Source organism: Streptomyces avermitilis MA-4680 = NBRC 14893 (assembly GCF_000009765.2).
Lineage (GTDB): Bacteria > Actinomycetota > Actinomycetes > Streptomycetales > Streptomycetaceae > Streptomyces > Streptomyces avermitilis.
The window spans coordinates 5,446,897-5,471,430 of sequence record NC_003155.5; the positions used below are offsets into that span (position 1 = coordinate 5,446,897).

General features: G+C 69.3%; 21 protein-coding genes, 1 tRNA gene and 1 pseudogene. 10 read left to right on the top strand and 13 right to left on the bottom strand.

Annotated elements, in window-relative coordinates:
- Positions 1-163 precede the first annotated feature (163 nt).
- On the bottom strand, positions 164-1,429 hold the full coding sequence (locus SAVERM_RS23040; protein ID WP_042493444.1) for a CHAP domain-containing protein: 1,266 nt from the start codon (positions 1,427-1,429) through the stop codon (positions 164-166).
- Between the two features lie 1,148 nt (positions 1,430-2,577).
- On the opposite strand from SAVERM_RS23040, the gene SAVERM_RS23045 reads away from it, so the two are divergent.
- From SAVERM_RS23045 to SAVERM_RS23050, 4 genes are read left to right on the top strand one after another with little or no spacing between them, the layout of a single operon-like run.
- A complete protein-coding gene (locus SAVERM_RS23045) occupies positions 2,578-3,837 on the top strand; it encodes a nucleotide sugar dehydrogenase (RefSeq protein WP_010985887.1) in 1,260 nt (419 codons plus the stop codon).
- Between the two features lie 26 nt (positions 3,838-3,863).
- Entirely contained in the window at positions 3,864-4,022 is a 159-nt protein-coding gene (locus SAVERM_RS42785) for a hypothetical protein (protein ID WP_154696731.1), read from the top strand.
- A 20-nt stretch (positions 4,023-4,042) separates the two neighbouring features.
- Positions 4,043-4,216 carry a peptidase gene (locus tag SAVERM_RS41810; protein WP_107082983.1) on the top strand — a complete coding sequence of 58 codons (174 nt, stop codon included), beginning with the start codon at positions 4,043-4,045 and terminating at the stop codon, positions 4,214-4,216.
- Positions 4,213-5,532 carry a glycosyltransferase family 2 protein gene (locus tag SAVERM_RS23050; RefSeq protein ID WP_010985888.1) on the top strand — a complete coding sequence of 440 codons (1,320 nt, stop codon included), beginning with the start codon at positions 4,213-4,215 and terminating at the stop codon, positions 5,530-5,532. The genes SAVERM_RS41810 and SAVERM_RS23050 overlap by 4 nt, the downstream gene beginning before the upstream one ends.
- Before the next feature lie 340 nt (positions 5,533-5,872).
- Here SAVERM_RS23050 and SAVERM_RS23055 read toward each other — a convergent pair.
- Positions 5,873-5,946, bottom strand: a tRNA-Gly gene (locus tag SAVERM_RS23055).
- A 269-nt stretch (positions 5,947-6,215) separates the two neighbouring features.
- Between SAVERM_RS23055 and SAVERM_RS43105 the strand changes: the two genes are divergently transcribed.
- The 4 genes from SAVERM_RS43105 (at position 6,216) to SAVERM_RS45365 (ending at position 7,853) form a co-directional block, all read left to right on the top strand.
- Entirely contained in the window at positions 6,216-6,383 is a 168-nt protein-coding gene (locus SAVERM_RS43105; protein ID WP_154696732.1) for a hypothetical protein, read from the top strand.
- Positions 6,384-6,457: 74 nt separating this feature from the next.
- A complete protein-coding gene (gene dcd / locus SAVERM_RS23060) occupies positions 6,458-7,033 on the top strand; it encodes a dCTP deaminase (RefSeq protein WP_010985889.1) in 576 nt (191 codons plus the stop codon).
- Positions 7,034-7,053: 20 nt separating this feature from the next.
- A complete protein-coding gene (locus tag SAVERM_RS23065; protein WP_010985890.1) occupies positions 7,054-7,563 on the top strand; it encodes a phosphoribosyltransferase in 510 nt (169 codons plus the stop codon).
- Between the two features lie 158 nt (positions 7,564-7,721).
- The gene (locus tag SAVERM_RS45365; protein WP_255253744.1) at positions 7,722-7,853 is read left to right on the top strand and encodes a hypothetical protein; all 132 of its coding nucleotides are present in this window, start codon (positions 7,722-7,724) and stop codon (positions 7,851-7,853) included.
- A 753-nt stretch (positions 7,854-8,606) separates the two neighbouring features.
- On the opposite strand, the pseudogene SAVERM_RS23070 reads toward SAVERM_RS45365, so the two are convergent.
- The 5 genes and pseudogenes from SAVERM_RS23070 to SAVERM_RS23090 form a co-directional block, all read right to left on the bottom strand.
- A pseudogene (locus tag SAVERM_RS23070) lies at positions 8,607-9,505 on the bottom strand (IS5 family transposase).
- A 14-nt stretch (positions 9,506-9,519) separates the two neighbouring features.
- A complete protein-coding gene (locus tag SAVERM_RS23075; protein WP_010985892.1) occupies positions 9,520-10,371 on the bottom strand; it encodes a methyltransferase domain-containing protein in 852 nt (283 codons plus the stop codon).
- A gap of 400 nt (positions 10,372-10,771) precedes the next feature.
- Positions 10,772-12,205: a recombinase family protein gene (locus SAVERM_RS23080; RefSeq protein WP_010985893.1), complete on the bottom strand. Its 1,434-nt coding sequence runs from the start codon at positions 12,203-12,205 to the stop codon at positions 10,772-10,774.
- A 204-nt stretch (positions 12,206-12,409) separates the two neighbouring features.
- The gene (locus SAVERM_RS23085; RefSeq protein WP_010985894.1) at positions 12,410-13,423 is read right to left on the bottom strand and encodes a Yip1 family protein; all 1,014 of its coding nucleotides are present in this window, start codon (positions 13,421-13,423) and stop codon (positions 12,410-12,412) included.
- Between the two features lie 73 nt (positions 13,424-13,496).
- Positions 13,497-13,883, bottom strand: a complete 387-nt coding sequence (locus tag SAVERM_RS23090; protein WP_037649085.1) for an ATP-binding protein — start codon at positions 13,881-13,883, stop codon at positions 13,497-13,499.
- Between the two features lie 209 nt (positions 13,884-14,092).
- Between SAVERM_RS23090 and SAVERM_RS23095 the strand changes: the two genes are divergently transcribed.
- Together SAVERM_RS23095 and SAVERM_RS23100 are read left to right on the top strand one after the other, a co-directional pair.
- Positions 14,093-14,935, top strand: a complete 843-nt coding sequence (locus SAVERM_RS23095) for a helix-turn-helix domain-containing protein (protein WP_010985896.1) — start codon at positions 14,093-14,095, stop codon at positions 14,933-14,935.
- An 11-nt stretch (positions 14,936-14,946) separates the two neighbouring features.
- Positions 14,947-15,132 (top strand): DUF397 domain-containing protein, encoded by a 186-nt coding sequence (locus SAVERM_RS23100; protein ID WP_010985897.1) that lies wholly within the window; start codon positions 14,947-14,949, stop codon positions 15,130-15,132.
- A 40-nt stretch (positions 15,133-15,172) separates the two neighbouring features.
- Here SAVERM_RS23100 and SAVERM_RS23105 read toward each other — a convergent pair whose 3' ends face one another.
- The 6 genes from SAVERM_RS23105 to SAVERM_RS23130 form a co-directional block, all read right to left on the bottom strand.
- Positions 15,173-16,609 (bottom strand): FG-GAP and VCBS repeat-containing protein, encoded by a 1,437-nt coding sequence (locus SAVERM_RS23105; protein ID WP_010985898.1) that lies wholly within the window; start codon positions 16,607-16,609, stop codon positions 15,173-15,175.
- A gap of 19 nt (positions 16,610-16,628) precedes the next feature.
- Positions 16,629-18,074: an FG-GAP and VCBS repeat-containing protein gene (locus SAVERM_RS23110; RefSeq protein WP_010985899.1), complete on the bottom strand. Its 1,446-nt coding sequence runs from the start codon at positions 18,072-18,074 to the stop codon at positions 16,629-16,631.
- 78 nt (positions 18,075-18,152) lie between these two features.
- Complete coding sequence (locus tag SAVERM_RS23115) at positions 18,153-19,526, bottom strand: FG-GAP-like repeat-containing protein (protein WP_010985900.1); 1,374 nt, start codon at positions 19,524-19,526, stop codon at positions 18,153-18,155.
- A gap of 48 nt (positions 19,527-19,574) precedes the next feature.
- On the bottom strand, positions 19,575-21,020 hold the full coding sequence (locus tag SAVERM_RS23120) for an FG-GAP-like repeat-containing protein (protein WP_010985901.1): 1,446 nt from the start codon (positions 21,018-21,020) through the stop codon (positions 19,575-19,577).
- 225 nt (positions 21,021-21,245) lie between these two features.
- Positions 21,246-22,727: an FG-GAP and VCBS repeat-containing protein gene (locus SAVERM_RS23125; protein WP_010985902.1), complete on the bottom strand. Its 1,482-nt coding sequence runs from the start codon at positions 22,725-22,727 to the stop codon at positions 21,246-21,248.
- A gap of 325 nt (positions 22,728-23,052) precedes the next feature.
- Entirely contained in the window at positions 23,053-24,498 is a 1,446-nt protein-coding gene (locus SAVERM_RS23130; protein ID WP_010985903.1) for an FG-GAP-like repeat-containing protein, read from the bottom strand.
- Positions 24,499-24,534: the final 36 nt, after the last annotated feature.

Consider the following 24,534-nt stretch of genomic DNA (forward strand, 5'->3'; position numbering starts at 1 on the left):
CGTCGAGCAGCTCGCCTCCGCGGCGAAGTCGGAGGTGACGGCGCCCGCCCGAAACGGTCACCGTCGACGCGGGATTCCGGCGGTCCTCCGCACGGTCGGAACACGAGAGGGCCCCGCCGTAACCGGCGGGGCCCTCAGGGGCGGGAGCGGGGGAGAGAGGGGATCAGTCGACGGGGGAGGTGAAGCCCGCGATGTCGCCCGCGTTCAGCGGGTTGTTGTTGGTCTTCCAGTTGTAGGTGGTCTTCTTCACCATGTCGCTCTCGTTGCCGCCGACCGTGGTGACGTAGTCGCCGTCGACCGCGACGACCAGGTTGACGTGGTTGGCGTTGCCGCCGCCGCTGTAGCCGTAGACAACGGCGTCGCCGACCTTCGGGGTGCTGTGCAGGGTGCCGTTGTTCTGCCCGTAGGTGTAGAGGCTGCCGGCCTCCGGGGTCACGCCGCTGGTCTTGGCCCCCACGTTGGCCCACACGTAACGGACGAACTCGGCGCACCAGGCACCCGGGTAGTGGAAGTCGAAGTCGTTGAAGTCCTTGCCGACCTGGGCGTTGGCGACCTTGGCTATCTTCTCGCCGGTGGTGGCGGAGGGCGCCGGGGGCACGTAGGCGCAGTTGTTCGCGTAGGCCGACAGCAGGCTCTGGGTCCAGCCGGAGGCGTCCACCGGGTCGCTGGAGTGGTACGCGATGTCGGAGCCGTCACCGTCGGTCGGGTCGACGTCGTGGTACCAGTACATGCCACCGTTGGTACGGCCGTAGTACAGGCCACCGCCGGGGGAGGTGAGCGAGTCGACCGCGGACCAGCCGTCGCTCTTGAGCGTGGCGCGCGTCCAGTCGCCCACACCGTCGATCTTGTAGCTGTACAGCTGGCCGCCCGAGGTCGAGGCGATGATGCGGTCGTCGCCGGCCGCGGCGAGGGTCTTGAGGACGAAACCGGTGTCGATCACCACGTGCTGGCCGATGTGCGCCGAACCCGAAGGCTTGGCCTGGGACACGACGTACTGGTGGAGCTGGCCCTCGACCGTGCCGTAGAGGTGGCCTGCGCCGTCGTACACCATCTTGTCGAACGTCCAGCCGCCGTCCCAGATCTTCACGACGCCGGCCACGGTCAGCGAGGTGTTGTTCGTCTGCACGTCGACGCGGTAGAGGTCGCCGGTGGTCGAGGTGACCAGGACCGTGTTGAAGTTGAGGGTCGCCATGGCCTTCGGTGTGAAGCCGAGGGCCGGGCCGATGAGCGTCTTGGTGCGGTCGCCGGTGTTCGGCTCGATCTGCGTGTACGTCAGCCGGCCGTCCGACAGCGTGCCGTAGATCGACACGTCACCGGTGCACGAGGCGGCGGCCTGCGCGGCCCCGCCGGTGACCGTGACCAGTCCGAGGGACATCGCGCCGACGGCGAGGGCGGCGGAGGTACGGCGGACGGCGTTGCTCAGCTTCATGGGATCTCCTGCGGCATGGAAGTCGAGCGGGCGAAGGCACATCCCTGGCCCAGACAGCTGCCCTGCAGGTACAGCTGTGAAGGTTGTCGCGGGTGTGACGCCCGGTGGCAGGAGCTACTTTCGCCGCAGTGGGCGGGGGTGGAAAGAGAGACCGCGTGGACGCAAGCGGCCCTGGCCCGTTGCGTCCTGACGAGGTGTGGGCGCGCCCTGGCCGGCCTGCCGCCGAGGCACGACACAGGGCGCAAGAGCGCGCCCGCTTCGTCGAACGAGCCCTCGCGCTCCCGCGCGCCTCTGACCAGCGCTCACGGAATGTCTGCCACCGGCTGAAACTTGGACGACTTGTGGAGGCGCTGACCGGCGCGGTCATGAGTCGAGACCACGCAGACCGAGGTGATCACCCAGGTCGAGCTGCGCATGCGGGCCACGGGCCCAGGAACCCGGCGACCCGTCTTCTACTGGGACGAGGGCGGCACCTTCACCTACGACCGCACGCTGTCGTACGCGTGGATCGCGGATCCCGGAAGCGAATGCTCTTCGCGAGTGCATCGGCCTTGATGTCGCGATCTGGAAACGTCCCTCCCGCTTGGCGGGCAAATCCTTGAAGCCCTGACCATCAGGGAAACGGAGCAAGTTGTGAAGATCTTTCCAGGCGCGTCGGGGCGTCAGCGGCTGGCGGCCGGAAGCGATTGACCTTCGCTGAAGATGCCCTGAGATGCCCCGGCTTCGCGAGCGAGGCCGGGGCGTGGGCACCGTGATGTGCCCTGGTTGGCAGCGGCTTGACGGCGTGACACCCCGCCGTCGGACGGACTCGGAGGCGATCCGCAGGTTTCGAATTGGTAAAGAGGGGTTCCGCCTAGCGAATCTTTGTTGAATTCTTAAGATCCACAAATGAGGGGAGTTTGTGAAGATCGCTGGCCGTCGTACGTGCACGTTCAGGCAGGGGTCTGGACAAGGCCGGTGACGCGGTGATGGTTCGACGTAGGCGTTTGCTGCAACCCGACGGGGGTTCAGCGCGACGCTCCCACACCGCTCTATGCAGTACCCGACGCCGCGAGCTGCCTGCTTCAGGAACAGGCAGCTCGCATTTCAGGGGCGCCGTTTTCCAGTTCGCGCTTGTTCGCGGACTGGCTGAAGGGGAGGAAACCACCATGCACGTTTGCGTGCTCGGGCAGGGCTATGTCGGCCTGCCCCTGGCCCTGAGGGCCGCCGAGGCCGGACACACCGTGACCGGCTACGAACCGGACCGGAAGCGTTGCGAGCAGCTGGCCGCCGGATCGTCCTACATCGAGGACATCGAATCCACGCGGCTCCAGCGAGTGCTGCGTTCGGGCGCCTACACCGCCAGCTCGGATCCGAAGGACCTCAAGGGCTTCGACGTTGCGGTCATCACCGTGCCGACCCCGCTGACCGACCGTGCCCCGGATCTCAGCTGCGTACGAGAAGCCGGCGGCGTACTGGCCGAGTGGCTGGAGCCGGGCGCCACCGTGGTGCTTGAGTCGACTACGCATCCGGGCACCACCCGTGACTTGCTCATCCCCCTGCTGGAGGAGGGCTCGGGCCTGGTCGCCGGGCAGGACTTCCATGTCGGCTTCAGCCCCGAGCGCATCGATCCCGGCAACGCCGACTGGCGGCTGGAGAACACGCCCAAGATCGTCGCCGGGCTCACGGATGCCTGCCTGCGGCAGGTGAAGGCCTTCTACGACTCGGTCACCGAAGTCACCGTCCCGGCCTCGGGGCTGGAAGAGGCCGAGCTGGCCAAGGTGTTCGAGAACACCTACCGGCACGTCAACATCGCGCTTGTCAATGAACTCTCGCGGATGGCTCACACACTTGGCGTGGACGTGTGGCACACCCTGGAGTTGGCCGCGACCAAGCCGTTCGGGTTCACCAAGTTCCTGCCTGGACCGGGCGTCGGCGGACACTGCCTGCCCATCGACCCTGTCTACCTCAGCCACCACGTCAAGGCACGGCACGGGCAGACCTTCCGGCTCATCGAGCTGGCTCAGGACATCAACGAAAGTCAGCCCGACTATGTGGTGCGTCGCTTGCAGGACTCGCTCAGCCGTCGCTTTCGCCGCAGCGTCCACGGTGCTCGCATTCTCGCCCTGGGTGCCGCATACAAGCCGGGAACCGCGGACGCCCGCCAGTCGCCGGCCGTCCAGGTCATCGACCGGCTGCGCACCATGGGCGCGGACGTCACCGTCGTAGACCCCTACTTGTCGGACGGCGGCTCCAGGGAGATCCCCTTCGCCGCTGTGGAGGACGGCACGAGCGTCGCCGACTTCGATGCGGTGGTCCTGCTCACCCCGCATGGCGAGTTCGACCTCACTCAGCTCGCCGCCGAGGCCGCATACGTGCTCGACACCCGTGGCGTCATGGCGACAGCCCCGCACGTCGAGCGGCTGTAGAGCACAGAGGGACCAACGCCGTGGGGATGAGGGAGCGAGATCCCGTCCCGGCCGAGATCCAGGGCGCCGTGGGGCCGCTGACGGCCCACGACGTGTACGACGTCACGGAGGTCGCCGACGAGGCGGCCCATGTGCCGGTCATACGCGGTGCCATGCCGGCCCGCGACGACATCGGGCGTCTTTGACGCTCGGGAAAGAGGTAAACATGTACGGACAGAATGGTGTGGGTGCCGCGATCGGTACGGCCACCGGGGGAGCGGCGTTGGCCGCCACGGGCGGCACGGCTCTGGGCTGGATCGTGCTGGGGGCCATGCTCCTTGTGGTCAGCGGCGTGGCGGTCTTCCGCCTGGCGACCCGCGGTAAGCGAGTGATCGCTTGAGCACTTCATCACGGGCCCGATTCACCGTGGTGACCGCTGTGGTGGTGGCGGCTCTGGCCGCTGCCACCGTGGTGGTGCACCTCCAGTCGAAGAGCCCGATCCTGACGTTCTACTGGTGGCTGGGCACGATGGTGATCGTGCTCTGCCTGGTCTCTTTCCTGAAGGGCCGGTCCTTCACGCACCTGCCCGTGGCCCCCGGTCGAACGGTGGCCATCATCCCCGCCTTCGAGGAGCCCACGGACAACCTGCACCGAACGGTGTGGTCGCTGCTGGCCCAGACGCATCCGATCGACGAGATCCACGTGATCGACGACGGCTCGAAGCAACACCCCGTGGAGCCCTTCGAACACCCCCGGGTCTTCTGGCACCGGCAGGAGAACAAGGGCAAGCGCGGAGCGCAGGTCACGGTGCTCCGCCACCTTCAGGCGGAGGGCAAGCACTTCGACTTCGTTCTCACCATCGACTCGGACGGCGAGCCTTTCCCGGATGCACTGGAGCAGCAGCTCCGGGCCATGAGCAATCCGAAGATCCAGGCCACCACGGGGATGATCTACATCCGCAACTTCGAGGAGACCTGGGTCTCCAGGGCTGCGGACATCGACATCGGTACCTCGTGCGTGATGATGCGGTCCTCGCGCTCCATGCTCGGAGCGCTGGAGACCACGTCGGGCGCACTCGCTCTCTACCGGGCCGAGCTGCTCTACGACCACCTGGATGCCTACGAGGTGGAGTGCGGAACGGGCGACGACCGTTGGCTGGCGCTGCGGGCCCTCATGCGCGGTGAGGTCGTGGCCGTCAACGAGGCCGGCGTGATCACTGACATGCCGACCACGCTGAAGAAGACCTACCGGCAGCGCCTGCGCTGGGCCCGGTCATGGTGGTGGATGCTGCCGTTCGTCTACTCCCGGCTGTCCCTGAAGCAACTCATCTCGCCGACCTTCGGTCTGCTCCAGCTCGTCATCACCCCTGTGATGCTGGCCTGGACACTCGTGATGACGCTGATGACCCTGGGCGGCCGGTACCACAACCCCGGCGTGGCCCTGGTCTACCTCGGGGTCTACCTCGTGGTCCGGTACGGCCAGTCGGGTCTGTACGTACTCATGCGGCCGGACATGACCACGCGCCAGCGGTGGCGCTCGTGGCTCGTCGGAACCCCGACGGCCGTGTTCATGAACATCGTGCTCCTGTGCCCCACCCGCTACTGGGCTCTGTTCAAGCTCCGCGACAACGCGTGGCAGTCCCGAGGACTGACGGCCAAGACGGCCCTGCCGAAGGGCCGCCACTACGCCGAGGCGAAGGATCTGACGAACGCGTGAGTGCCGACAAGGTGATCACGAGCGAGCCGCCGAGGCCCTTCACCGCCGCCTGACACAAGGCCCAGCCGAGTCGACCGGGCCGACGGCCGCACCCGCTCGGCGTCTGTTTGCCGACGGGCGGGTGCTGGTCCCCATGCCGTCGCGACGGACAAAGCCTGCCTTGGACCCCGGCGCCTCGCAAAGGCGATCCAGGCCGCACGGAGGACGAGGGCACGTACGCGCACGGCAACCGGGTTCCTGGTGACGTCCGGCGACTGGTCCTCCCGCATTCGTCCGGCACGCGACGAGTGATCACAGCGGACAGCAAAAAGGCCCGGGTCTGCGACCTGGGCCTTCGTTGTGGAGCGGGTGACGAGAATCGAACTCGCGCTCTGAGCTTGGGAAGCTCATGTTCTACCATTAAACTACACCCGCGTAAGACGCCGGTTGAGCCGGTGTCTGAATGCTCGCTCACTGTACCTCATGCCCGGCCCCTGGCGCTGAAGCCATGGGGTCGGTGCGCGTTCCGGGTGGTGGACGCGGCTGCGGGGGGCCGGAGTTGGGGCGTACGGTGGAGGTGCTGAAGAGGGCTTGGGCGGGGGCGGAGTGCCGCTTGGAGAGCCATCCTTTTGATCCCGTAATGTGGCTTTCGTCGTCAGTCACGTCAGTGAGACGAAGGCTCTTGGGGAAGGGACTCTGAGGACTTGATGGAGCGCACCGTCGTCCGTTGTGCCGAGGGGCACGTGTTCAGCACCGCTTCGTTCCCGATGCAGAAGGCCGACAGGCTCGGCCCCGGCCGGCTCATCCGGTGTCCGCGCTGCGCGCGGATGCGGCACGCCGTGCCGGTCGCCCTGGAGAGGCAGCAGCGGTAGCAGCGGCAGAGAGAACAGGGCGCGCGGGTCGTCACGATTGTGGCCGGTCCGCGCGCCTTGCGTATCCTCGGGACGTGCTTCTCTCAGACAAGGACATCCGGGCCGAGATCGACGCCGGACGGGTCCGTATCGACCCGTACGACGAATCCATGGTGCAGCCCTCGAGCATCGATGTGCGGCTCGACCGCTACTTCCGGGTGTTCGAGAATCACCGCTATCCGCATATCGACCCTTCCGTCGAGCAGGCCGATCTGACGCGTCTCGTCGAGCCCGAGGGCGACGAGCCGTTCATCCTTCATCCCGGGGAGTTCGTCCTCGCCAGTACCTACGAGGTCATCTCCCTCCCCGACGACCTCGCGTCCCGGCTGGAGGGGAAGAGTTCCCTCGGGCGGCTCGGGCTGGTCACCCACTCCACCGCCGGGTTCATCGATCCCGGGTTCTCCGGGCACGTCACGCTCGAGCTCTCCAACCTCGCCACCCTTCCGATCAAGCTCTGGCCGGGCATGAAGATCGGGCAGCTGTGCATGTTCCGGCTCAGCTCGCCCGCCGAGTTCCCCTACGGCAGTGACCGCTACGGTTCCCGCTACCAGGGGCAGCGCGGACCCACCGCCTCCCGGTCCTTCCTCAACTTCCATCGGACCCAGGTGTGAGCGGGAGCGTCGAGAACGCCATGAGTGACGTACGCGAGAACCTCACCTACGAGCGGTTCGGCACCGCTGTCCGTGAGCTGGCCCAGGCCATCGCCGACGACGGGTACGAGCCCGACATAGTGCTCAGCATCGCCCGGGGCGGGGTGTTCGTCGCCGGCGGGCTCGCCTACGCCCTGGACTGCAAGAACATCCACCTGGTGAACGTGGAGTTCTACACGGGGGTGGGGACGACGCTGGAGATGCCGGTGATGCTCGCTCCCGTCCCCAACGCCATCGACTTCTCCGACAAGAAGGTGCTGATCACGGACGACGTGGCCGACACCGGGAAGACGCTGAAGCTCGTGCGCGACTTCTGCGTCGACGCCGTCGCCGAGGTCCGCAGCGCCGTGATCTATGAGAAGTCCCACTCCCTCGTGAAGTGCGAGTACGTGTGGAAGCGCACGGATGAGTGGATCAACTTCCCGTGGAGTGTCTTGCCCGTAGTACGGAAGTCTGGCGAGCCCGTGACGCCTTCTAAGGAGGCCATCTAGGTTCGATCGTGCGTTCGGCACTGCATGTGGTGACCCCACGAGTGTCAGTGCCAACCGATATGCTTCTGCCGTCCACTTCCGGTCCATCCCGAGCTTCGGACCTAAGAGCCGAAGGCCCCTCTAGCCAGGGGTTCGCACGACCGGACTGGAAGTGTGACATGGCAGATCTGCGAAAGCCGGAAGAGCCGGACCGTGATCCTGGACGGGGCCCCACCAAGGCCGAGATCTTGATCGCGATCCTCACGGCAATCTCGGCGCTCGCAGGCTGTGTGGAGCAGCTCGCGCGGTAGTGCCGCGCAGCGAGGTGGTGCCGGAAGACAGGGCCCAAGCGAAACGGGCCCGACCGTCTGATACTCGGCCGGACCCGCTTCGATAACTCCATGCACGGGCCCGGGCCTGGTCTAGCCACCAGGGCCGGGCCTCCGTGCTGGAGGGCTTGGAGTCTGGGTTATTTGACCAAACTCATTTGGTCAAACGCGCTTGGCCAACCCAGTTTGCTTGGCCACTATATCTACCCTAGCCCCGGCTAGCTCTAGTCGGCCCTAGCGGTTCCTAGCCGTTCCTGGCGGTATTCAGGCACTGGTAGCGGCTACCCGCCCGATGTTTCCGCTGGTCAGAGACCCTGAGATGACGCTACGGGGGCCTCAGTGCCCGGTAGCGATAAGTGCCTATCTCTGCACTCTTAGTTACCGCGGGTCGAATATCACTCCCGTCCCACCACTTGCCCCGTCCCACCACTTGCCCCGTCCACCGTCGCCCCAGGCAGTCTGTACGCGCACCCCCTGCTGCCTGCCATGCGACGGCGCTCTATCAGATGCGGTCTGGCATGTGGGACGGGTGTGGAATCAGGTTCGGTCCGGTGCATCGGCCCTGGTGCCCAGTGCCTGAATCGGCGATCACCTTGGGGCATGTGGTGGCGCGGGGCCGGGGCCGGGGCGGCGCGGGCCGAAGGCAGGAGCGAAGCCCCGAGTCCCGAGCCCGGCGCCGGCCCACTGTGCGGGCTGGTGGTGTGCATCTCGGGTGCGGCGGCTGGGCCGTGTCTCTCAACTTCGTAGCCAGGTGATGACGGCCGCCAGTACGGCTGCAGAGCGATAGACGATCACGAGTGTCATATCGGGTGGCCAGGCCCCGCCACTGCTTGAGCAGGTTGAAAGATCGTTCCACGAGGTTCCTACGCTTGTAGGTCTCGGTGTCCATAGCGCGGGAGGCGTCCGCCGCTGCAGCCCTTTCTCTTGCGGTTGGCCTGCTGATCGGCGCGTTCAGGGATCACGGTGCGGATGCCACGGGCCGCGAGGTCCGCGCGGACCTGCTTCGAGGAGTACGCCTTGTCTGCGAGCAGGGCGTCCGGTGTAGTGCGCGGCCTGCCGCGGCCGAGTCGCGGAACCCGGATGTCGCCCAGCAGAAGGGGCAGGACCTGCGCGTCGTGGACCTGGCCCGGAGTGACTACGACGGCCAGCGGGCGGCCGTTGCCGTCCACGGCGTGATGGATTTTGGTCGTCAGGCCCCCGCGGGACCGGCCTATGGCGTGGCCCGCCGGCTCACTCCTGGTGGCAGGAACTTCGGTCTTGCTGCGGCAGGTGGCGGCGCCGGTGTCCTTCTCCGGCCGGACCGTGTTCGTGGCGTGCTGGTGGGCCCGGTTGATCGTCGAGTCGACCGAGACCGTCCAGTCGACTCTGTGGATCGAGTCCGCCTGGGCGGTCAGCTGCGCCAGAACCGTGTCCCAGGTGCCGTCCGCTGCCCACCTGCGAGGGCGCTTCGACACCGTCTGCCATGGACCGAACGCTTCGCGGGGCAGATCTCTCCAGGGGATTGCGGTGCGGTACCGGTAGATGATCCCTTCGACGATGCGCCGGTGATCGGCGAACGGACACCCTGCCTTCCCCGTGTTGTGGGGAAGGCAGGGCACCAGGCGAGCCCACTGTTCGTCAGTCAGCAGGCGCATGCGCCCGCTCGTGGTCACCGAGGCTGGTAGGCGGTGGCCAGCACGGAGACGGTGACCTGGTCGGACAGGAAGCCGTCATCGTCGAGGTCTGCACGGCTCACATGGCGGGCGCTCGGCGTCATCGCCACCAGGTCCAGGGCATCCTGCCTGGACAAGGTCGCGGGGTATTCCACCTCTTCGGTGACGGCGGCCTCGAAGAAGGGGTCCAGCGCCTGGTGCAGGCGCTGTTCCTTGGCCGGGTCGATCGTGACCATCGCAGGCAGCCGGTCGCGCAGCTCGGCCAGGTGCCGTCCGGTGGGACGGACCACGATCAACCGGCCGGTCGGGCGCAGCACGCGGTGGAACTCGGCCGGGTTGCGCGGGGCGAACACGTCCAGCACGACATCGGCCACCCCGTCGGCCAGCGGGAAGGGACGGAAGACGTCCCAGGCCACCGCGGCGCCTCGGTCGTGGGCACGGGCTGCCGAGCGCAGCGCGCGCACCGATGTGTCCAGACCCAGACCACGGGCGCCGGGCAGCCGGTCGAGTACGCCGGCCAGGTAGTAGCCCGTGCCGCATCCCACGTCCACAATCGTGGCCTGCTCAGGCGCGGTATCGATCGCCAGGCGGGCCCCGACGTTGCGGATGGGCGCGTAGGTGCCGGTGGACAGGAACCGGCTCCGGGCCTGGACCATGGCTGTGTCATCGCCGCTGGTGGCGCGTGTGCCCGTCAGCAGGCCGGCGTAGCCGTGGCGGGCGATGTCGAAGGTGTGGCCGACCGGACAGCGCAGTGCGCCGCGGAGGAGGTACAGATGGCGCGTGCGGCACGTCGGGCAACACAGCAGGTCGAGGGACAGTGCGAGGGCAGGGGGAAGCGACACGGGCACGAGGCACTCCTGGCAAGGGCGAAGGGAAGAGACCGTGCCTGCACGCGCGCTCAGAGCGTCACTGCCTCAGGAAGGAACGAGCAGTGTCGGGAACGTGATTCACGCAGCAGGCACACCAAGGAGGGCGACGCCGTCCGGCATCGCCCTCAGCGCCTTCCTGTCACAGGAAGCAGCAGTGCGGGGTGCTCATGAATGCCACGTCATGAGTTTACGAGCATCGGCGAAGCCCCTGACGCCCCCACGGAGTTGGGAGACACGACCGAGGCCGAAATCCCCGAAGGATGGGGACAAGAAGGGGATGACCACGGACGAGTGGATCAAGATGCATCTTCGCCGTGCACCTGAGCGTGACGAGGAATGGGTGCGCCGTGCGCTCGTCTTGCAAGGGCGTGCGTGATCGTCAGCGCCACACAGGCTCGATGAGGCTGGGGTCGAACCTTCGCCGGCCTTTGCCTGCTGGGTGGATGATCACGGCTGACAGTCTGTGCAGCACAATCTCCTGCTGCCGTTCGATCGGCAGACCGAAGAACTCGTCCAGAGTCAGGTTCGCAGCGTCGCCCTTGGCCTCGGACTGCTTCAGTTCCTTGTAGAACCGGGCGCGCTCCAACTTCAGTTCATCGCGCTGTCGCTCCTTTCCGGGAAGGAGCTGCAAGAGCGTGGTCACAGTGATCTGCTTCGACCGCTCGGCGTTCACTAGCTGGGTGATGTCGTCGTTGACCTGCTCCAATTCGGCATTCCGTGACCACCGTTGGTCAATCGGAACGGTTGTGGCCGCTGCTCTCGCCCGCTGCTCTTCGAGTGCGAGTTCGGCTATCAGCCTGTCTACTGGTTCCCCGACGCGTCCCACCTTCCCGCAGCCGCCATTGACGACTGAGCACTGATAGGTGAACTTCGTCGCTTTGGAACCTGGCTGCCAACGTTGGTTGATCTGGCCTCGGATCTTCGTCTTGCACAGGCCGCAGCGCGCGATACCCGACAGCATGTACTTCCGGGCGAGCGACCTGCCGGGCTGCTTCTGCTTTCGCTCGGCAACTGCGGCGCACACCGCTTCCCATTCTTCGAGCGTGTTGATCGCTTCCCACTCGCCCATGACGGGTCGGCCGTCCTCGTCGTTCAGGACCTCGCCGTGATAGGTCCGGTATCCGACCAGTCGTGGGCTCGTGAGGATGTGCTCGACGTGGTGGTGAGCCATCCGCTTGGTACCTGCGCGGGGGTTGCCCAGGCCCTGCTCCTGCCAGCGCGTACGGATCGTGCCGATGCGAACGCCGGCAAGGATTTCGCGCTGGGCCTCCCGGATGGCTGCGGCTGCTTTCGGGTCGACCTTGCTTCGGTCTTCCTTGAGCCATCCGTAGGGTGCCGGTCCGCCGCTGTCCTTGCCTTGCTGGGCCAACTCCAGATGCTTGCGCTTGATGCGGCGCGAGGCATCGTGCGACGACTTGTTGGCGAAGGCGACCATGATGCGCGACATGGTGCGGCCGTCCGGCGTTCCGAGGTTGACGTCGTTGGTGACCGTCGCGAACTCCAGCCGTGGGCGCTCATCGAAGATCTCGATCAGCCGCTCGAGGTCTCGCGGCTGCCGCGCGAGCCTGTCTAGGTCGTACGCCACGATGCCGTCGATGAGGCCGGCGCCTAGGTCGCTCAGCATCAGTTCGAACTGCTCGCGTACGACGTGGCGCTTGTAGGCCGATACGTCGTTGTCCTCATAGACCTTCACGGCCTGCCAGGAACGGAGATCTGCAAGTCGCTCGCAGTCTCGGTGCTGGCGGGCTACACCCAGCGCATCGCCCTCGTCGTCCCGCGAGATGCGGGTGTAGATCCCCACTCGGCGTGCCACGTCCAGGCCTCCCCAGCCTCAAGAGCGGGGATCAGACTACTACTGTCATCAAGTCAAGTCGGCCTAGAGTGTCGAGCCGCCCGTGATCAGAGCCCCGGGCAGGTTCTCGACGCCTGAGGCGGCAAGCGAGAAGAGGGGCTCCCGGCGTCGCGCCGGGAGCCCCTCTCTCGTACCTGGTAGCTCGTACGTAGTAGCTCGGACGTACTAGAACGTGCCGAGCTTGATGATCGACAGGATCGCGATCAGCTGGATCGCCGACGCGCCGAGCGCCTTCGGCCACGGGAGGTCGTGGGAGCGGCTGACCATCAGCGTCAGCAGGGCGCCCGCCGCCACCCATGTCGCCCAGCCCAGGATCTGGACGAACGACGCGTCGCCGCCGAAGAACATCGCGACGACCAGGCGCGGGGCGTCCGTGAGCGACATGATCAGCATGGAGAGGCCGACCGTGGGCTGCCAGGCGCCGTCGCCGCCGAGCTGGCGGGCGAGGGTGTGGGTCACCACGCCCAGGATGAAGGTGCTCAGCACCATGGCCACGGCCGTGATCAGGACGATCGGCACCGCGTTCGAGAGCGTCGCGTTGATCGCGTCCGCGCGGGCCCCGTCGAAGCCGAAGACGGCGAGCAGGCCGTAGAGGAACGTCACGATGAGCGCCGGGCCCCACATCGTGTAGTCCCGCATCTGGAGGAAGGTCTGGTTGGGCGCGAGCACGATGCCGCGCAGCAGGTCCTTCCAGTGCAGACGGGGTCCGACGGGCGGGGCGGAGGCCTGTCCGGCGCGGTAGGTCTCGCCCTGGCCGTACGGGTCCTCGCCGACCGTGAACGCCTGGGTGTGCCCCGGACTGTTCGCCGCGTACGGATCGGGGCTCTGCGGGTGCCCCTGGCCGTAGCCCTGCTGTCCGCCGCCGTCGCCGAAGTACTCCGGCTCGCCGTGCCCGCCGCCGCCCGGCTGCGGCCAGCCCTGCTGGCCGCCGTACGGCTGTGCACCGCCGTACTGCTGCTGCGGCGGCGCGGCGGGGTAGCCGTACGACGGGCCCTGCGGGGCCTGCTGTCCGTACGGCTGCTGCTGCGGGTGTTGTTGCGGTCGCCCTTGCGGGGCCCGGTTGTCCCGGTCGCCGCGTCCGATCCTGAATCCAGCCACGTAATCGAACGTACCTGGTCCCGAAGAGTCACGTGCCGGGCCCGGGGCAACGGGCCCGGCTTTGCTGCCGACCTGTGACATCCCCTAAGGGGACGGCGGGCCCGGATTCAGTGACTGCTCAGGGTCGCGCCGTACCCATTAATCGCACAGGTGTTCAGAAGGGAACGGCTTTCAGCTCGCACCAGACGTATTTGCCCGCCGTGCCGTTGACCTGGAACCAGCCCCAGTCGTCGGCGTACGCGTCGACGAGGTGCAGGCCGCGGCCCGTTTCACCGTGCGGCTGGGTGGTCGTCGGGGGCGTGGGGTCCGTGTCCCACGCGCCGAGGCGGAACGAGGGGCCCGACTGTCTGAGCTTGAGCGCGGCGGGGCCGTCCGTGTGGCGGATGGCGTTGCCCAGGAGCTCGGAGGCCAGGAGTTCGGCCGGTTCGATGAGGGCGGGGAGGTGGTGGACGGTGAGGATGTCGCGGAGCGCGCGGCGGCAGATGCCTACGGCTCGGGGGTCGTGGGGGATGTAGAGGGTGTACTCCCAGGGGGCGGGCATACGGGTCTCCCGGTGGGGGCGTGAGGGGTGGGCGGCCTGCGGGCGGTGGCTGTGTCGCGACCGTCGTGGCGTGACGGGGCGGTGCGCTTCCGGGTCCCCGGAGGTTTCGCAGTGTGTGCGTCGCGTCACTTACAGTAGGGGTGATGTTTCACCCCGGTCAAGCTGAACTGGGATACTCGTGCTCCCAACTACTGGGAAGGAAGGGCGATATGCCGGCACGGAGCATCGTCACCGCGCGCCAGCAACGGCTTGGCGCGGAGCTGCGAAAGCTCCGGGAGCGGGCGGGGCTGACCGCCAGGGAGGCCGCCCAGGCGGCGGGCATTGCCGAGAGCAAGATCTCCATGACGGAGGCGGGGCGCGTCGGGGTGAGCGAGGAGCGGGTGCGGTACCTCGCGAGCCAGTACGCGTGTGACGACACCGAGTACGTCGATGCTCTGGTAGCCATGGCGAACGAGCGTGTACGCGGGTGGTGGGCCGAGTGCCGCGGTCAACTTCCGCCGAGCTTCCTCGATTTGGCCGAACTGGAGCATCACGCAGCGCGCTTGAGGTCGTTCGAGAGCGTGCACATCCCGGGGCTGTTGCAAACCGAGGAGCAGGTACGGGCGATGTACGCCGCGTCCGTCTCGGGGTTCTCCGAGGAGCAGGTGGACGCACGAACCGAGTTCCGGCTGCGTCGGCAAGGGGTGCTGGACAAGGTCCGCTATGAAGTGGTCATCCATGAGGCGGCGTTGCGCGTCAGGGTCGCCGATCGCAAGGTTGCCCGCAGACAGCTGTTGCACATCGTGGAGCAGTCCGAGCGCGCGCAAGTCACGCTCAGGGTCGTGCCGTTCGACTTGGACGGCTTCACCAGGATCGGTAACGCGATGCTCATCGCGGGTGGTCCTGTGGAGCAGTTGGACACCGTCCTTCTCGACAGCGCGCACGGAGGGACATTCCTGGATGCGGAGGCGCAGCTCAGCCGGTACCGGAGGGTCATCGACGACGTGGAGCGGGCCGCTCTGGGAGTCGTAGAGTCGAGGGACTTCGTACACCGGCTGGCTCAGCACACCTGAAAGGCCCTCACATGGCGGCGGTAAGCGTGTGGCAGAAGTCGTCGTTCTCCAGCGACGAGGACGCGCCCAACTGCCTTGAGGTCGCCGCCACCCAAGGAGCCCTGCGGCTCCGCGAAAGCGAAGAGCCCGGCACGGTGGTGACCACCACCGCGACCGGGCTCGCCGCCCTCATACGTCACATACGCTCGCGTCGCTGATCCTGTCGTGTCGGGCGTTTCCAGGAGCTGACGGGAACGGTCAAGAGGACTGCACGGAGGACCAGTTGGTGTAGTGCTCCTTGGGGAGCCCCACCGCGTTGCCCATGACGCTGTACGAGTTCCTCAGGGACGGGCCGGTCGTGGTTCCCTTGAACACCCAGATGCCGCCGGTGGAGTTGTCCTCGCCGGGTGCGCCGACCACCAGGTCGGGTTTGCCGTCCTTGGTGAGATCGGTGAGGCGGACGGTCGAGCCGAAGGTGTCGCCCCTCTCGGCGGTGCCCGGTACGGCGGTGGAGTTCTGGGTGATCGTGGTGGAGCCGGCGCCTGTGGGGCCACCCGCCCGACCCGGGACGAGAATCACGGACCCGGCACTACGGGCCGAGCCGAGGCGCTCACCGGGCACGCCCACCGCGATGTCGCCATAGCCGTCGCCGTTGACGTCCGCGACGCTCACGTCGGCGCCGAAGGAGTCGTAGGACTCGGCGGAACCCGGCACGCCCGGAGTGTCCTGGTGGATCAGGATCGGCTCGGCGGTGGCGTCGATGCCGTGTGCCCCGCCCGGCCAGATCGCGATCTGGCCGCCCTTGTGGCCGGTGCCCTCCTGTGGAGTCCCGTCGATGACCGTGTCACCGGGGTCGCCGACGACCAGGTCGCCGTAGCCGTCGCCGTTGACGTCACCCAAGGCCACGTTGTCACCGTCGGTGGAGAGCGGGGAGGCGGACGAGGCCGGGGGGTTGACGTACACGCCCCCGGAAGGGTGGTCGGACAGGCCCACGCTGATGTCGACGGACTCGGGGCGTCCGTTGCCGTCGAGGTCGCCCAGGGCCGCGTCGTCGAGCGACGGGGTGGCCGTTCTCAGGCTGGTGCGGGCCGGCTTGCCGGCCCGGGTGAACGGGCCGGTCAGGCGCAGACCGGCGCACCAGCCCGCCACGGAGACCTCGGCGGCGCCCGGCGCGGCCTTCGGATTGACCGCCGCTACTCCGGTGCCGTACGAGCAGCCCTTGGTGTCGCCGTCCGAGAAGGGGCTCGGGGCCGGCAGGACGGCGCTGCCCTTCAGGCCCTGCGCGCCGCCCCACAGCACGGTGACGCTGCCCCGGGTCTTCGCACCGGTCACGTCCTCGTAGGGCGCTCCGACGAGCAGGTCGGCGTAACCGTCGGCATCCAGGTCGGCGGAGGCCACGGAGGAGCCGAAGCCGTCGCCCGCCTCGGCCGCGCCCTCGACTCCCGTGGCGTTCTGCGAGATCAGCAGCTTCTTGGTTGTGCCGGGGCCGGACGCCGAGCCGTAGAGGACGACGACGGCGCCCGCCGACTCCTTGCCCGAGACGGTGGCATCGGGGGCGCCGACGACGAGGTCGCGGTACCCGTCCCCGTTGAAGTCGTCCGCGTACGTCGCGGGGGCCGCCGAGGCCGGGGTCGGCAGGGACAGTGGGGTTAAGGCCGTGGTCAGGAGGGCCGCGAGTGCCGTTGTGCTGCGCATGCGTGTGGGGTCCTTTGGGTCAGCCCGCGAGGTCCGAGCCGAAGGCTCCGGCCTGGGCGGTGGAGAGGCCGAGGTGGGTCGGGCCGAAGGTCGTCGCGGTGGTGGTGGAGTAGAGGGAGCCGGTCGCGCCGGGCAGGTGCCACGCGGCGCCCGCCGGGTCGTTCTCCTGCGCGGCGATCGCGGTCAGGTCGGCGTGGCCGTCGCCGTTGACGTCCGAGGCGAGCAGCTGGGAGCCGAAGCTGTCGACGGACTCCACGGCGCCCGGGACGCCGGGGCTGTCCTGGGTGAGGAACACCGCGCCGGTGGTCGTGAGACCCGAGGCCGAGCCCCGCAGCAGGGTGATCGCACCCGCGCTGGAGACGTAGTGCGCGTCGTCGCCGAAGGCTTCGCCGGGCGCGCCGATCGCCAGGTCCGCCCGGCCGTCCTTGTCGAGGTCCCCGACCGCCACCGCCTCGCCGAAGTCGTCGCCGTACTCGGGCGAGTCCGGCACTCCCGCGCTGCTCTGCGTCAGCGTCGTACGACGGCTGCCGCTGGGGCCCGTCGACGTGCCGTAGACGACGCTGATCTCGCCGCCCTTGGAGCCCGAGGGCTCGTTGTGGGGCTCGTCGGGGTTGCCGAGGACGATGTCCCCGTACCCGTCGCCGTCGAGATCACCGATCGCCGCCGTCGTACCGGCGCGCAGGGCGGCGCCCTTGGTCAGGCCGTTCGACGTGCCCTTGTAGAAGGCGGCGGCGGCGAGGTGTTCGCTGTTGGTCTTCCGGCCGGTGACGACGAGGTCCGCCTTGGCGTTCTTGTCGACCTTGCCCGCGGTCAGTCGCGGCTTGTCGACCCCGGGGGAGTACGAGGAGACACGGCCCGTCGAGCCGGACTTGGTGAACGGGCCGCGGATCAGACGGATCTTGTAACGGCTTCCGGTGGAACTCTGCGTGGAGACGGCGAGGTCGGGCTTTCCGTCGCCGGTGAAGTCGGCCGCCGCGATGCTCAGCCCGAAGGAACTCCCGTACTGCGGCTCGGGGTTCTTGACCGTCGTACCGCCGGAGAGTCCGGACGCGGAACCCCAGACGATGACGACCGTGCCGGCCGACTCCAGGCTGCCCGAGTCCTCCTCGGGGGTGCCGATCACCAGGTCCGCGTAGCCGTCGCGGTTCAGGTCGGCCGTCGCGACCTGGGAGCCGAAACCGTCGTCGGCCTCGGCCGAATCCGGGATGCCCGCGGTGTTCTGGCTGATGACCGTCCGCTTGTCCGGGTTCAGGCCGCTCGCCGTGCCGTAGACGACGGCGACCTGCCCGGCCCACGCCTTGCCGCCGGCCTTGGCGGCGGGGGCGGCGATCGCGACGTCGCGGTACCCGTCCCCGTTGAAGTCGCCCGACCGGCCCGAGGGGGCGGCGGAGGCGGGGGTGGTGGGGAGGGTGGTGAGGAGGCCGGTGGTGAGGGTGGCGGCCAGGAGGAGGGTGCGGCTGCGCATGAGGTGTCCCTTCGAGCGGTGGTCAGCCGGGGAGGGGGGAGGGGGGCGCCCGGCCGGGCGCCCCCGAGGGTGCGGGTGTCAGCCCGCCAGGTACATGCCGAGCTGGGGGTAGTACGCCGTGGACATTCCGAAGGCGCTCGGGCTGTAGTTCGTGGCGCCGGCGGTGGTGACGCCGTCGGCGGTGCCCTTCAGGAAGGTGAGCAGGCCGTTGCCGTCGTTCTCGGTGTCCGAGCCGACGACGAGGTCCGCGTGGCCGTCGCCCGTGACGTCGGTGAGCAGGGTGGCCGTGCCGAAGAAGTTGTTGGTCTCGGCGGTGCCGGGGATGCCCGCGGTGTCCTGGGTGAGCGTCACGACGGAACCGGGCCCGTCCGCGGTGCCCCGGTGGACGACGACCGCGCCCGCGTAGTCGGCCGCGGCGCCGCTCGCCGGGGCGCCCACGGCCAGCTCCGGGAAGCCGTCGCCGTCGATGTCGCCGATCGACGGGCGGCCGTACGCGCCGTCCGACAGCTCCACGGCCGGCTTCACGCCGGTGGCGGTGCCGTACGAGAGCGCGCTCCGGCCCGTCGAGCCCAGGTCGCCCTCGGTCGCGCTCTCCGTCTCGCCGATGACGATGTCGCCGTAGCCGTCCTGGTCGAGGTCGCCGATGGCGGTGCTCTTGCCGTAGGGAAGCTCCAGCTGCCGGGCGGGGGCCGACGTGGTGCCGTAGTAGAGGAAGTTGCGGTCCAGATAGCGCTCGGAGCCGAGCTTCTTCCCGGCGCCGACGACCAGGTCGGCCTTGCCGTCGCCGTTGACCTTTCCGGCGGTCAGGTTCACAAGGCGCGCGGCGGCGAAGGGGAGCGTGTACGTGAGCTTCGCGCCGGTCGCACCCGCCTTGGTGAAGCCGCCCTTGATGATCCACTGGGTGGTGCCGGAGGCACCGACGGCGAGGTCGGCCTTGCCGTCGCCGGTGAAGTCGGCGACGGCGAGGCTCGCGCCCCAGTAGTCGTGCTGGGAGACGGCCGGGTCCTTGACCGTGGTGGCCCCCGACAGACCGCTCGCCGAGCCCCAGACGATCACCACGGCGCCGCCGTTGGTGTCGTCGCCGACCTTCTCGTACGGGGCTCCGACGGCGAGGTCGCTGTACCCGTCGCCGTTGAGGTCGCCGACCGCGGTCGACCGGCCGAAGCCGTCCTCCTCCTCGGCCGAACCCGGGACGCCGGAGGTGCCCTGGTCGATGGACTTCCTGGTGCCGAGGCCGGTGGCCGATCCGTATCCGACGGCCACCGAACCGGCGTCGAACTTGCCGCCCGCCGTGGCGAAGGGGGCGCCCGCAGCGACGTCCTGGAAGCCGTCGCCGTTGAAGTCACCCACCAGGCCGGAGGGGGCGGCCGAGGCGGAACCCGTGGTGGCGAGGAGCGCGCCGGTGAGGGCGGCGGCCGTCAGTGCCGCGAGTGCGGCGGGGCGTATGCGCATGGCGGTTGCTGTTTCCTCGAGTGCGTGGAGAAGGTCAGGGGCGGGGTGTCAGCCGATGAGGTTCGCGCCGAACGCGCCGTACGTGGCCGGGCGGTCGAAGGCGGTGGGGCCGAAGCCGCGGTCGCCGTCGGGGGAGATGCCGGTGCCGTCGGAGAGCATCGCGGTGACCGCGCCGACGCCCTCGCCCTCGAAGGTCGCGGAGACCGTGTAGTCCGCCTTGCCGTCGCCCGTGACGTCCTTCAGCAGGACGTCGGAGCCGAAGTAGTCCATCGCCTCGGCGGTGCCGGGGACGCCGGAGGAGGCCTGCGAGAGGGTGCGGGCACCGGTGGGTGAGACGCCGGCGGCCGAGCCCTTCAGGAGGACCGTGGAGCCGGTGTCCTCGATGCCGTCGATGTCCTCGAAGATGACGCCGACGGCCAGTTCGCCGTAGCCGTCGCCGTCGATGTCGCCGATGGAGACGGCGCTGCCGAAGCCGTCGCCCGCTTCGTCGGCGCCGGGTACGCCGGGGGAGTCCTGGGTGAGTTCGGCCATGGGCGCGTCGCCGTTGACCGGGCCGCCCTCGGAACCGCGGATGACGGTGACCTTGCCGCCGAGGCTGCCCGTGTGGTCGTCCTCCGTGCTGAAGACGTTGCCGAGGGCGATCTCGCCGTAGCCGTCGCCGTCGATGTCGCCGATCGCGATGGTGGTGCCGCCGTTCAGGCCGCGCGGTACGGAGGTCTCCAGGCCCCCGGACGTGCCCAGGTAGGCGACGCCCTTGGACCAGTCGCCGGAACCGTCCTCGTTCAGGGCGGTGCGGTAGGTGAGGACGAGGTCGGCCTTCTTGTCGCCGTTGGTGTCCCCCGCCTTGATGGCGTCGATGCCGTACTTCGCCGTCTGGGGCAGGCCGATCCGCTGCGCGCTGCCGGTCGTGCCGGACCGGGTGAAGCCGCCCCTGACGACATACGCGTGCGAGGCGGTCGTGCCGGACGCCAGGTCCGCCGCGCCGTCGCCGTCGAAGTCGCCCGCCGTCAGGACACGGCCCCACTCGTCGTGCGCGGACGCCGCCGGGTCCTTGACCGTCGTACCGCCCGCGAGGCCGCTCGCACCGCCCCACAGGATCGCGACCGTACCGCCGTCGATGTCGCTGTCGACGTCCTCGCCCGAGGCGCCGACCGCGAGGTCCGCGTAGCCGTCGCCGTCGAAGTCGGCGATCGCGAGCGCGGAGCCGAAGGTGTCCTCCGCCTCGGGGGTGCCGGGCACGCCGGCCGAACTCTGGTCGATCACCGTGCGGTTGGCGGGGTCGAGGCCGGTCGCGCTGCCGTAGACGACGGCCACATAGCCGGCCATGCCCTGGTCGCCGACCTTGGCGTACGGCGCGGCGAAGGCGATGTCGCCGAACCCGTCCCCGTTGAAGTCGCCGGTCAGGCCGGAGGGGGCCGCAAAGGCGGAGCCGGGGAGGGCGCTGAGGAGGCCGGTGGTGAGCGTGGCGGCCAGGAGAAGGGTGCGCTTGCGCAAAAGGGACTCCGGGGTGGGAGGAAGAGACTCCGGGGCGGGAGAGGGCCCGCACCCGGTGGGTGCGGGCCCTGACCGGGCGGGACGGGCTGATCAGGTCGGGCCGCCGCGGTCCGCCAGCGCCCCGAAGGGGCGCGGGGAACGGCGCGACCGGCCACGGTGGTGCAGCGGACGACCGACGGCACAGCGGACGACCGACGGCACATCGCGGCACCTCCAGCGGAGCGCCTAGTCGGCGAAGAGGGCGCCGAACTGCGGCGTGCCCGTCGTCGAGACGCCCGAGGTGCTCGGGGAAAGGGTGCGGGAGCCGGTCGTGGTGATCTTCGTGCCGCTGGAGGGCAGGTAGGTGACCGCGCCGTTGGCGCTGTTCTCGTACGAGCCCACGAGCAGGTCGGCCCTGCCGTCGCCGTTCACGTCGTCGAGCTTCACGTCCGCGCCGAAGAGGTCGCCCTTCTCGTCGCTGCCGGGGACGCCCGCGGTGCTCTGGGCGAAGGCCTGCGTGCCGGAGGCGGTGTTGATGCCGCTCGCCGAGCCGTACAGGACGGTGACGATGCCCGTGTTGGTGACGCCGCCGATGTCCTCGTTCGGGGCGCTGACGACCACGTCCTGGTAGGTGTCACCGTTGACGTCGCCCAGGTCCAGGTCCCAGCCGAAGCCGTCGCCCTTCTCCGAGGTGCCGGGCACGCTGCCGGTGTTCTGGGTGACTCCCGCGGTCGAGGCGGGGCCGGACGCGGAGCCGTAGGTGATGTTCACCTTGCCGCCGTCGGCGGAGTCCGGGACGGTCGTGCCGTCGGTGGTGGTGTGGTCCCAGCCGGCGCCGCTGACGATGTCGCCGAAGCCGTCGCCGTTGATGTCGCCGATGCCCGTGACGATGCCCGGCTTGAGGGCCTGGGCGGACGCCACGTTCAGACCGCTCGCGGTGCCGGGCACGAAGTAGTTCGTGTTCCAGCCGTAGTCGGTCTGGGTCTCGTAGCCGTCGACGATCAGGTCCGTGCGGTGGTCGCCGTTCACGTCGCCGGCGGTGAGGCTCATCGGACCGTACGGGTCGGTGCCGCTGCCCGACACGATCGGCGGCTTGATCGTGGTGCGGCCGCCCGGCGTACCGGTGGAGCTGAAGCCGCCCTTGTAGACGTAGATCGTGCTGGCCGAGCTGCCGACGGCCAGGTCGGCCTTGCCGTCGCCGTCGAAGTCACCGGCCGCCAGGTCCTTGCCCCAGTAGTCGTGCGAGGAGACGGCCGGGTCCGGGACGTCGACTCCCTTGCCGGTGAGGCCGCTCGCCGAGCCCCAGAGGATGCTGAGGGCACCGCCGTTGGTGTCGGTGCCGACCTTCTCCCACGGGGTGGCCACGGCGAGGTCGTCGTACCCGTCGTCGTTGAAGTCGGCGTACGCCGTCTCGCCGCCGAAGCCGTCCCCGGCCTCGGCGGTGCCCGGGACACCGGTGGTGTTCTGGCTGATCGTGGTGCGCTTGGCGGACGACACGCCGGTGGCGCTGCCGTAGAGGGCGACGATCTGGCCGGCGCCCTGGCGTCCGTTCACATAGGCGCCGTGCGCCGAGACGACGACGTCGCCGATGCCGTCGTTGTTGAAGTCGGCCTGCGGGACCGTGGTGGAGTCCGCGGCCGTCGCCGTGACGGCCGTGAACGTGAGCAGACCGCTCGTCAGCGTGGCCGCGGCGGCCGTCGCGAGAGCGAGTCGCAGGTGCTTGTGCATGCGGGATTCTCCTGGGCATGCGGGGACGCCTGGCAGGCGTCCACAGTCAATGGGGTGCCGTACCGCCCGAATTTGCCTGGAGTTGTCCTGGGCATGGCGAGCTGTTCGGCGATCAGGAGACCGATCGTGATCGGTAAGGGTTGTACGTGAAACAGGAAAATTTTTGAGGGACGAGGCAACCTGTAAGGCGAGTTGGGCCTGTGAGGTGTTCCAGGCGCGTGAGGTGTTCCAGGCCTGTGAGGCCAGTGAGGTGTGTGAGGCGAGTGGGGTGCCGCCCGGGGAGGGCCGTGCCGCACCCCACTCGCCGGTCCTGGGCGGCCGGCCCTCAGGGAGCCAGCGCCGAGCCGAACCCCTTCGCGCCGGACAGGCCGAGCGCCTTCGGGGTCAGGGCGCGGGCGCCGGCCGGGCGGGCGTCGTCCGTCGTCGGTACGTACCAGACGCCGCCCTTCGCCGCGTTCTCGCCGGGAGCGCCGATCGCCAGGTCCGGCCGCCCGCCCGGGTGGTACGGGCCCGCCGTCAGCGTCGCGCCGAAACGGTCCGCCGTCTCCGCCGTGCCGGGGATGCCCGGCGTGTTCTGGGTGTACGTGACGCCGCCGGACAACGGGCCCTCGCCCGTGCCGTCGAGGACGGTGACCGAGCCCGCGCTCTTGAGCGAGCCGACGCCTTCGCCGGGCGCGCCCACGACCAGTTCGGGCGCCCCGTCGCCGTCGAGGTCGGCCGCCGCCACGGACGCGCCCCACGCGTCGCCCGGTTCGGCGGTGCCGGGGACGCCCTCGGACGACTGCGAGAGGCAGGTCTTCCGGCCGGACTCCCCGCTCGCCCCGCCCGCGCCGTCTGCCCCGCCGAAGCGGATCAGCACCGCTCCGCTCGACTCGTCGGGGCACGGCGAGGGCTCGTCGGCCTCGGGGTTGTCGTGCTTCTGGCCGAGGACGAGGTCGTCCGCGCCGTCGCCGTCCAGGTCGGCCGCCGCGAGCGACACCGCGTAGTCGCCGGTGCGCCGGGACTCGGCCGCGCTGCCGCCCGACCAGGACCAGACGCTCGTGCCGTACAGCTCCATGCCGGACCAGGTGACCGCGACGTCGTCCGTGCCGTTGCCGTCGAAGTCGCCGGTGGCCAGGGCGCCCGGGCCGCCGAAGTCATAGCCGTCGAGGAGGGTGGTGGCGGCCGGGGACGCCAGCGGGCCGGGGCGGAACAGGAGCGCGCCGCCCTCCTCGCCGCTGACGCCGAGCGCGAGGTCGACGTCCCCGTCGTGGTCGTAGTCGCCGGTCGTGAGGAGGCCGCCGACGCGCTCGTCGCCGTACGCGCCCTTCATGGCGAGCATCGCGTCCGTGCGGAAGCCGGACGCGGAGCCGCGTACGACGGTGATCGTGCCCTGCGCGTCGTGCGCGCTGTCGGTGAGGGACTCGCCGGGCGCGCCGACCAGCAGGTCCCCGTAGCCGTCGCCGTCGACGTCCGCCGTCGCGACCGCCTGGCCGAACAGGTCCGTGGCCTCGGCGTGGCCCGGTATCCCGGCGGTGTTCTGGCTGAGCGTGGTCGAGCCGGCGGTGCCGGGGCCCTGGGGGCCGCCCCAGAGCACGTGCACGTAACCGGCCCTGGCGTGGCCCGCGACGGTCGCGTCGGGCACGCCGACGGCGAGGTCCGCGTAGCCGTCGCCGTTGAAGTCGTCCTTGAGCGTGGACACGGCGGCCGCGGATCCGGCGAGCGGCAGGGTGAGTCCCGTCGCGGCGAGGGCGGCCACGCCCACCGCGACAGCCAGCTTCTTTGCACGCACGAGACTCTCCCAATGCCAGGGGTCAGGATTCCTGTG

What these genes read in the sequence shown, in the direction of transcription:
- SAVERM_RS23115 (WP_010985900.1), bottom strand. Translation starts at nt 19,526, where the DNA reads ATGCGCATACGCCCCGCCGCACTCGCGGCACTGACGGCCGCCGCCCTC.
- SAVERM_RS23105 (WP_010985898.1), bottom strand. Translation starts at nt 16,609, where the DNA reads ATGCGCAGCACAACGGCACTCGCGGCCCTCCTGACCACGGCCTTAACC.
- SAVERM_RS42785 (WP_154696731.1), top strand. Translation starts at nt 3,864, where the DNA reads ATGAGGGAGCGAGATCCCGTCCCGGCCGAGATCCAGGGCGCCGTGGGG.
- SAVERM_RS23040 (WP_042493444.1), bottom strand. Translation starts at nt 1,429, where the DNA reads ATGAAGCTGAGCAACGCCGTCCGCCGTACCTCCGCCGCCCTCGCCGTC.
- SAVERM_RS23045 (WP_010985887.1), top strand. Translation starts at nt 2,578, where the DNA reads ATGCACGTTTGCGTGCTCGGGCAGGGCTATGTCGGCCTGCCCCTGGCC.
- SAVERM_RS45365 (WP_255253744.1), top strand. Translation starts at nt 7,722, where the DNA reads ATGGCAGATCTGCGAAAGCCGGAAGAGCCGGACCGTGATCCTGGACGG.
- SAVERM_RS23090 (WP_037649085.1), bottom strand. Translation starts at nt 13,883, where the DNA reads ATGCCCGCCCCCTGGGAGTACACCCTCTACATCCCCCACGACCCCCGA.
- SAVERM_RS23110 (WP_010985899.1), bottom strand. Translation starts at nt 18,074, where the DNA reads ATGCGCAGCCGCACCCTCCTCCTGGCCGCCACCCTCACCACCGGCCTC.
- SAVERM_RS23085 (WP_010985894.1), bottom strand. Translation starts at nt 13,423, where the DNA reads ATGTCACAGGTCGGCAGCAAAGCCGGGCCCGTTGCCCCGGGCCCGGCA.
- SAVERM_RS23100 (WP_010985897.1), top strand. Translation starts at nt 14,947, where the DNA reads ATGGCGGCGGTAAGCGTGTGGCAGAAGTCGTCGTTCTCCAGCGACGAG.
- SAVERM_RS23095 (WP_010985896.1), top strand. Translation starts at nt 14,093, where the DNA reads ATGCCGGCACGGAGCATCGTCACCGCGCGCCAGCAACGGCTTGGCGCG.
- SAVERM_RS23065 (WP_010985890.1), top strand. Translation starts at nt 7,054, where the DNA reads ATGAGTGACGTACGCGAGAACCTCACCTACGAGCGGTTCGGCACCGCT.
- SAVERM_RS23125 (WP_010985902.1), bottom strand. Translation starts at nt 22,727, where the DNA reads ATGCACAAGCACCTGCGACTCGCTCTCGCGACGGCCGCCGCGGCCACG.
- SAVERM_RS41810 (WP_107082983.1), top strand. Translation starts at nt 4,043, where the DNA reads ATGTACGGACAGAATGGTGTGGGTGCCGCGATCGGTACGGCCACCGGG.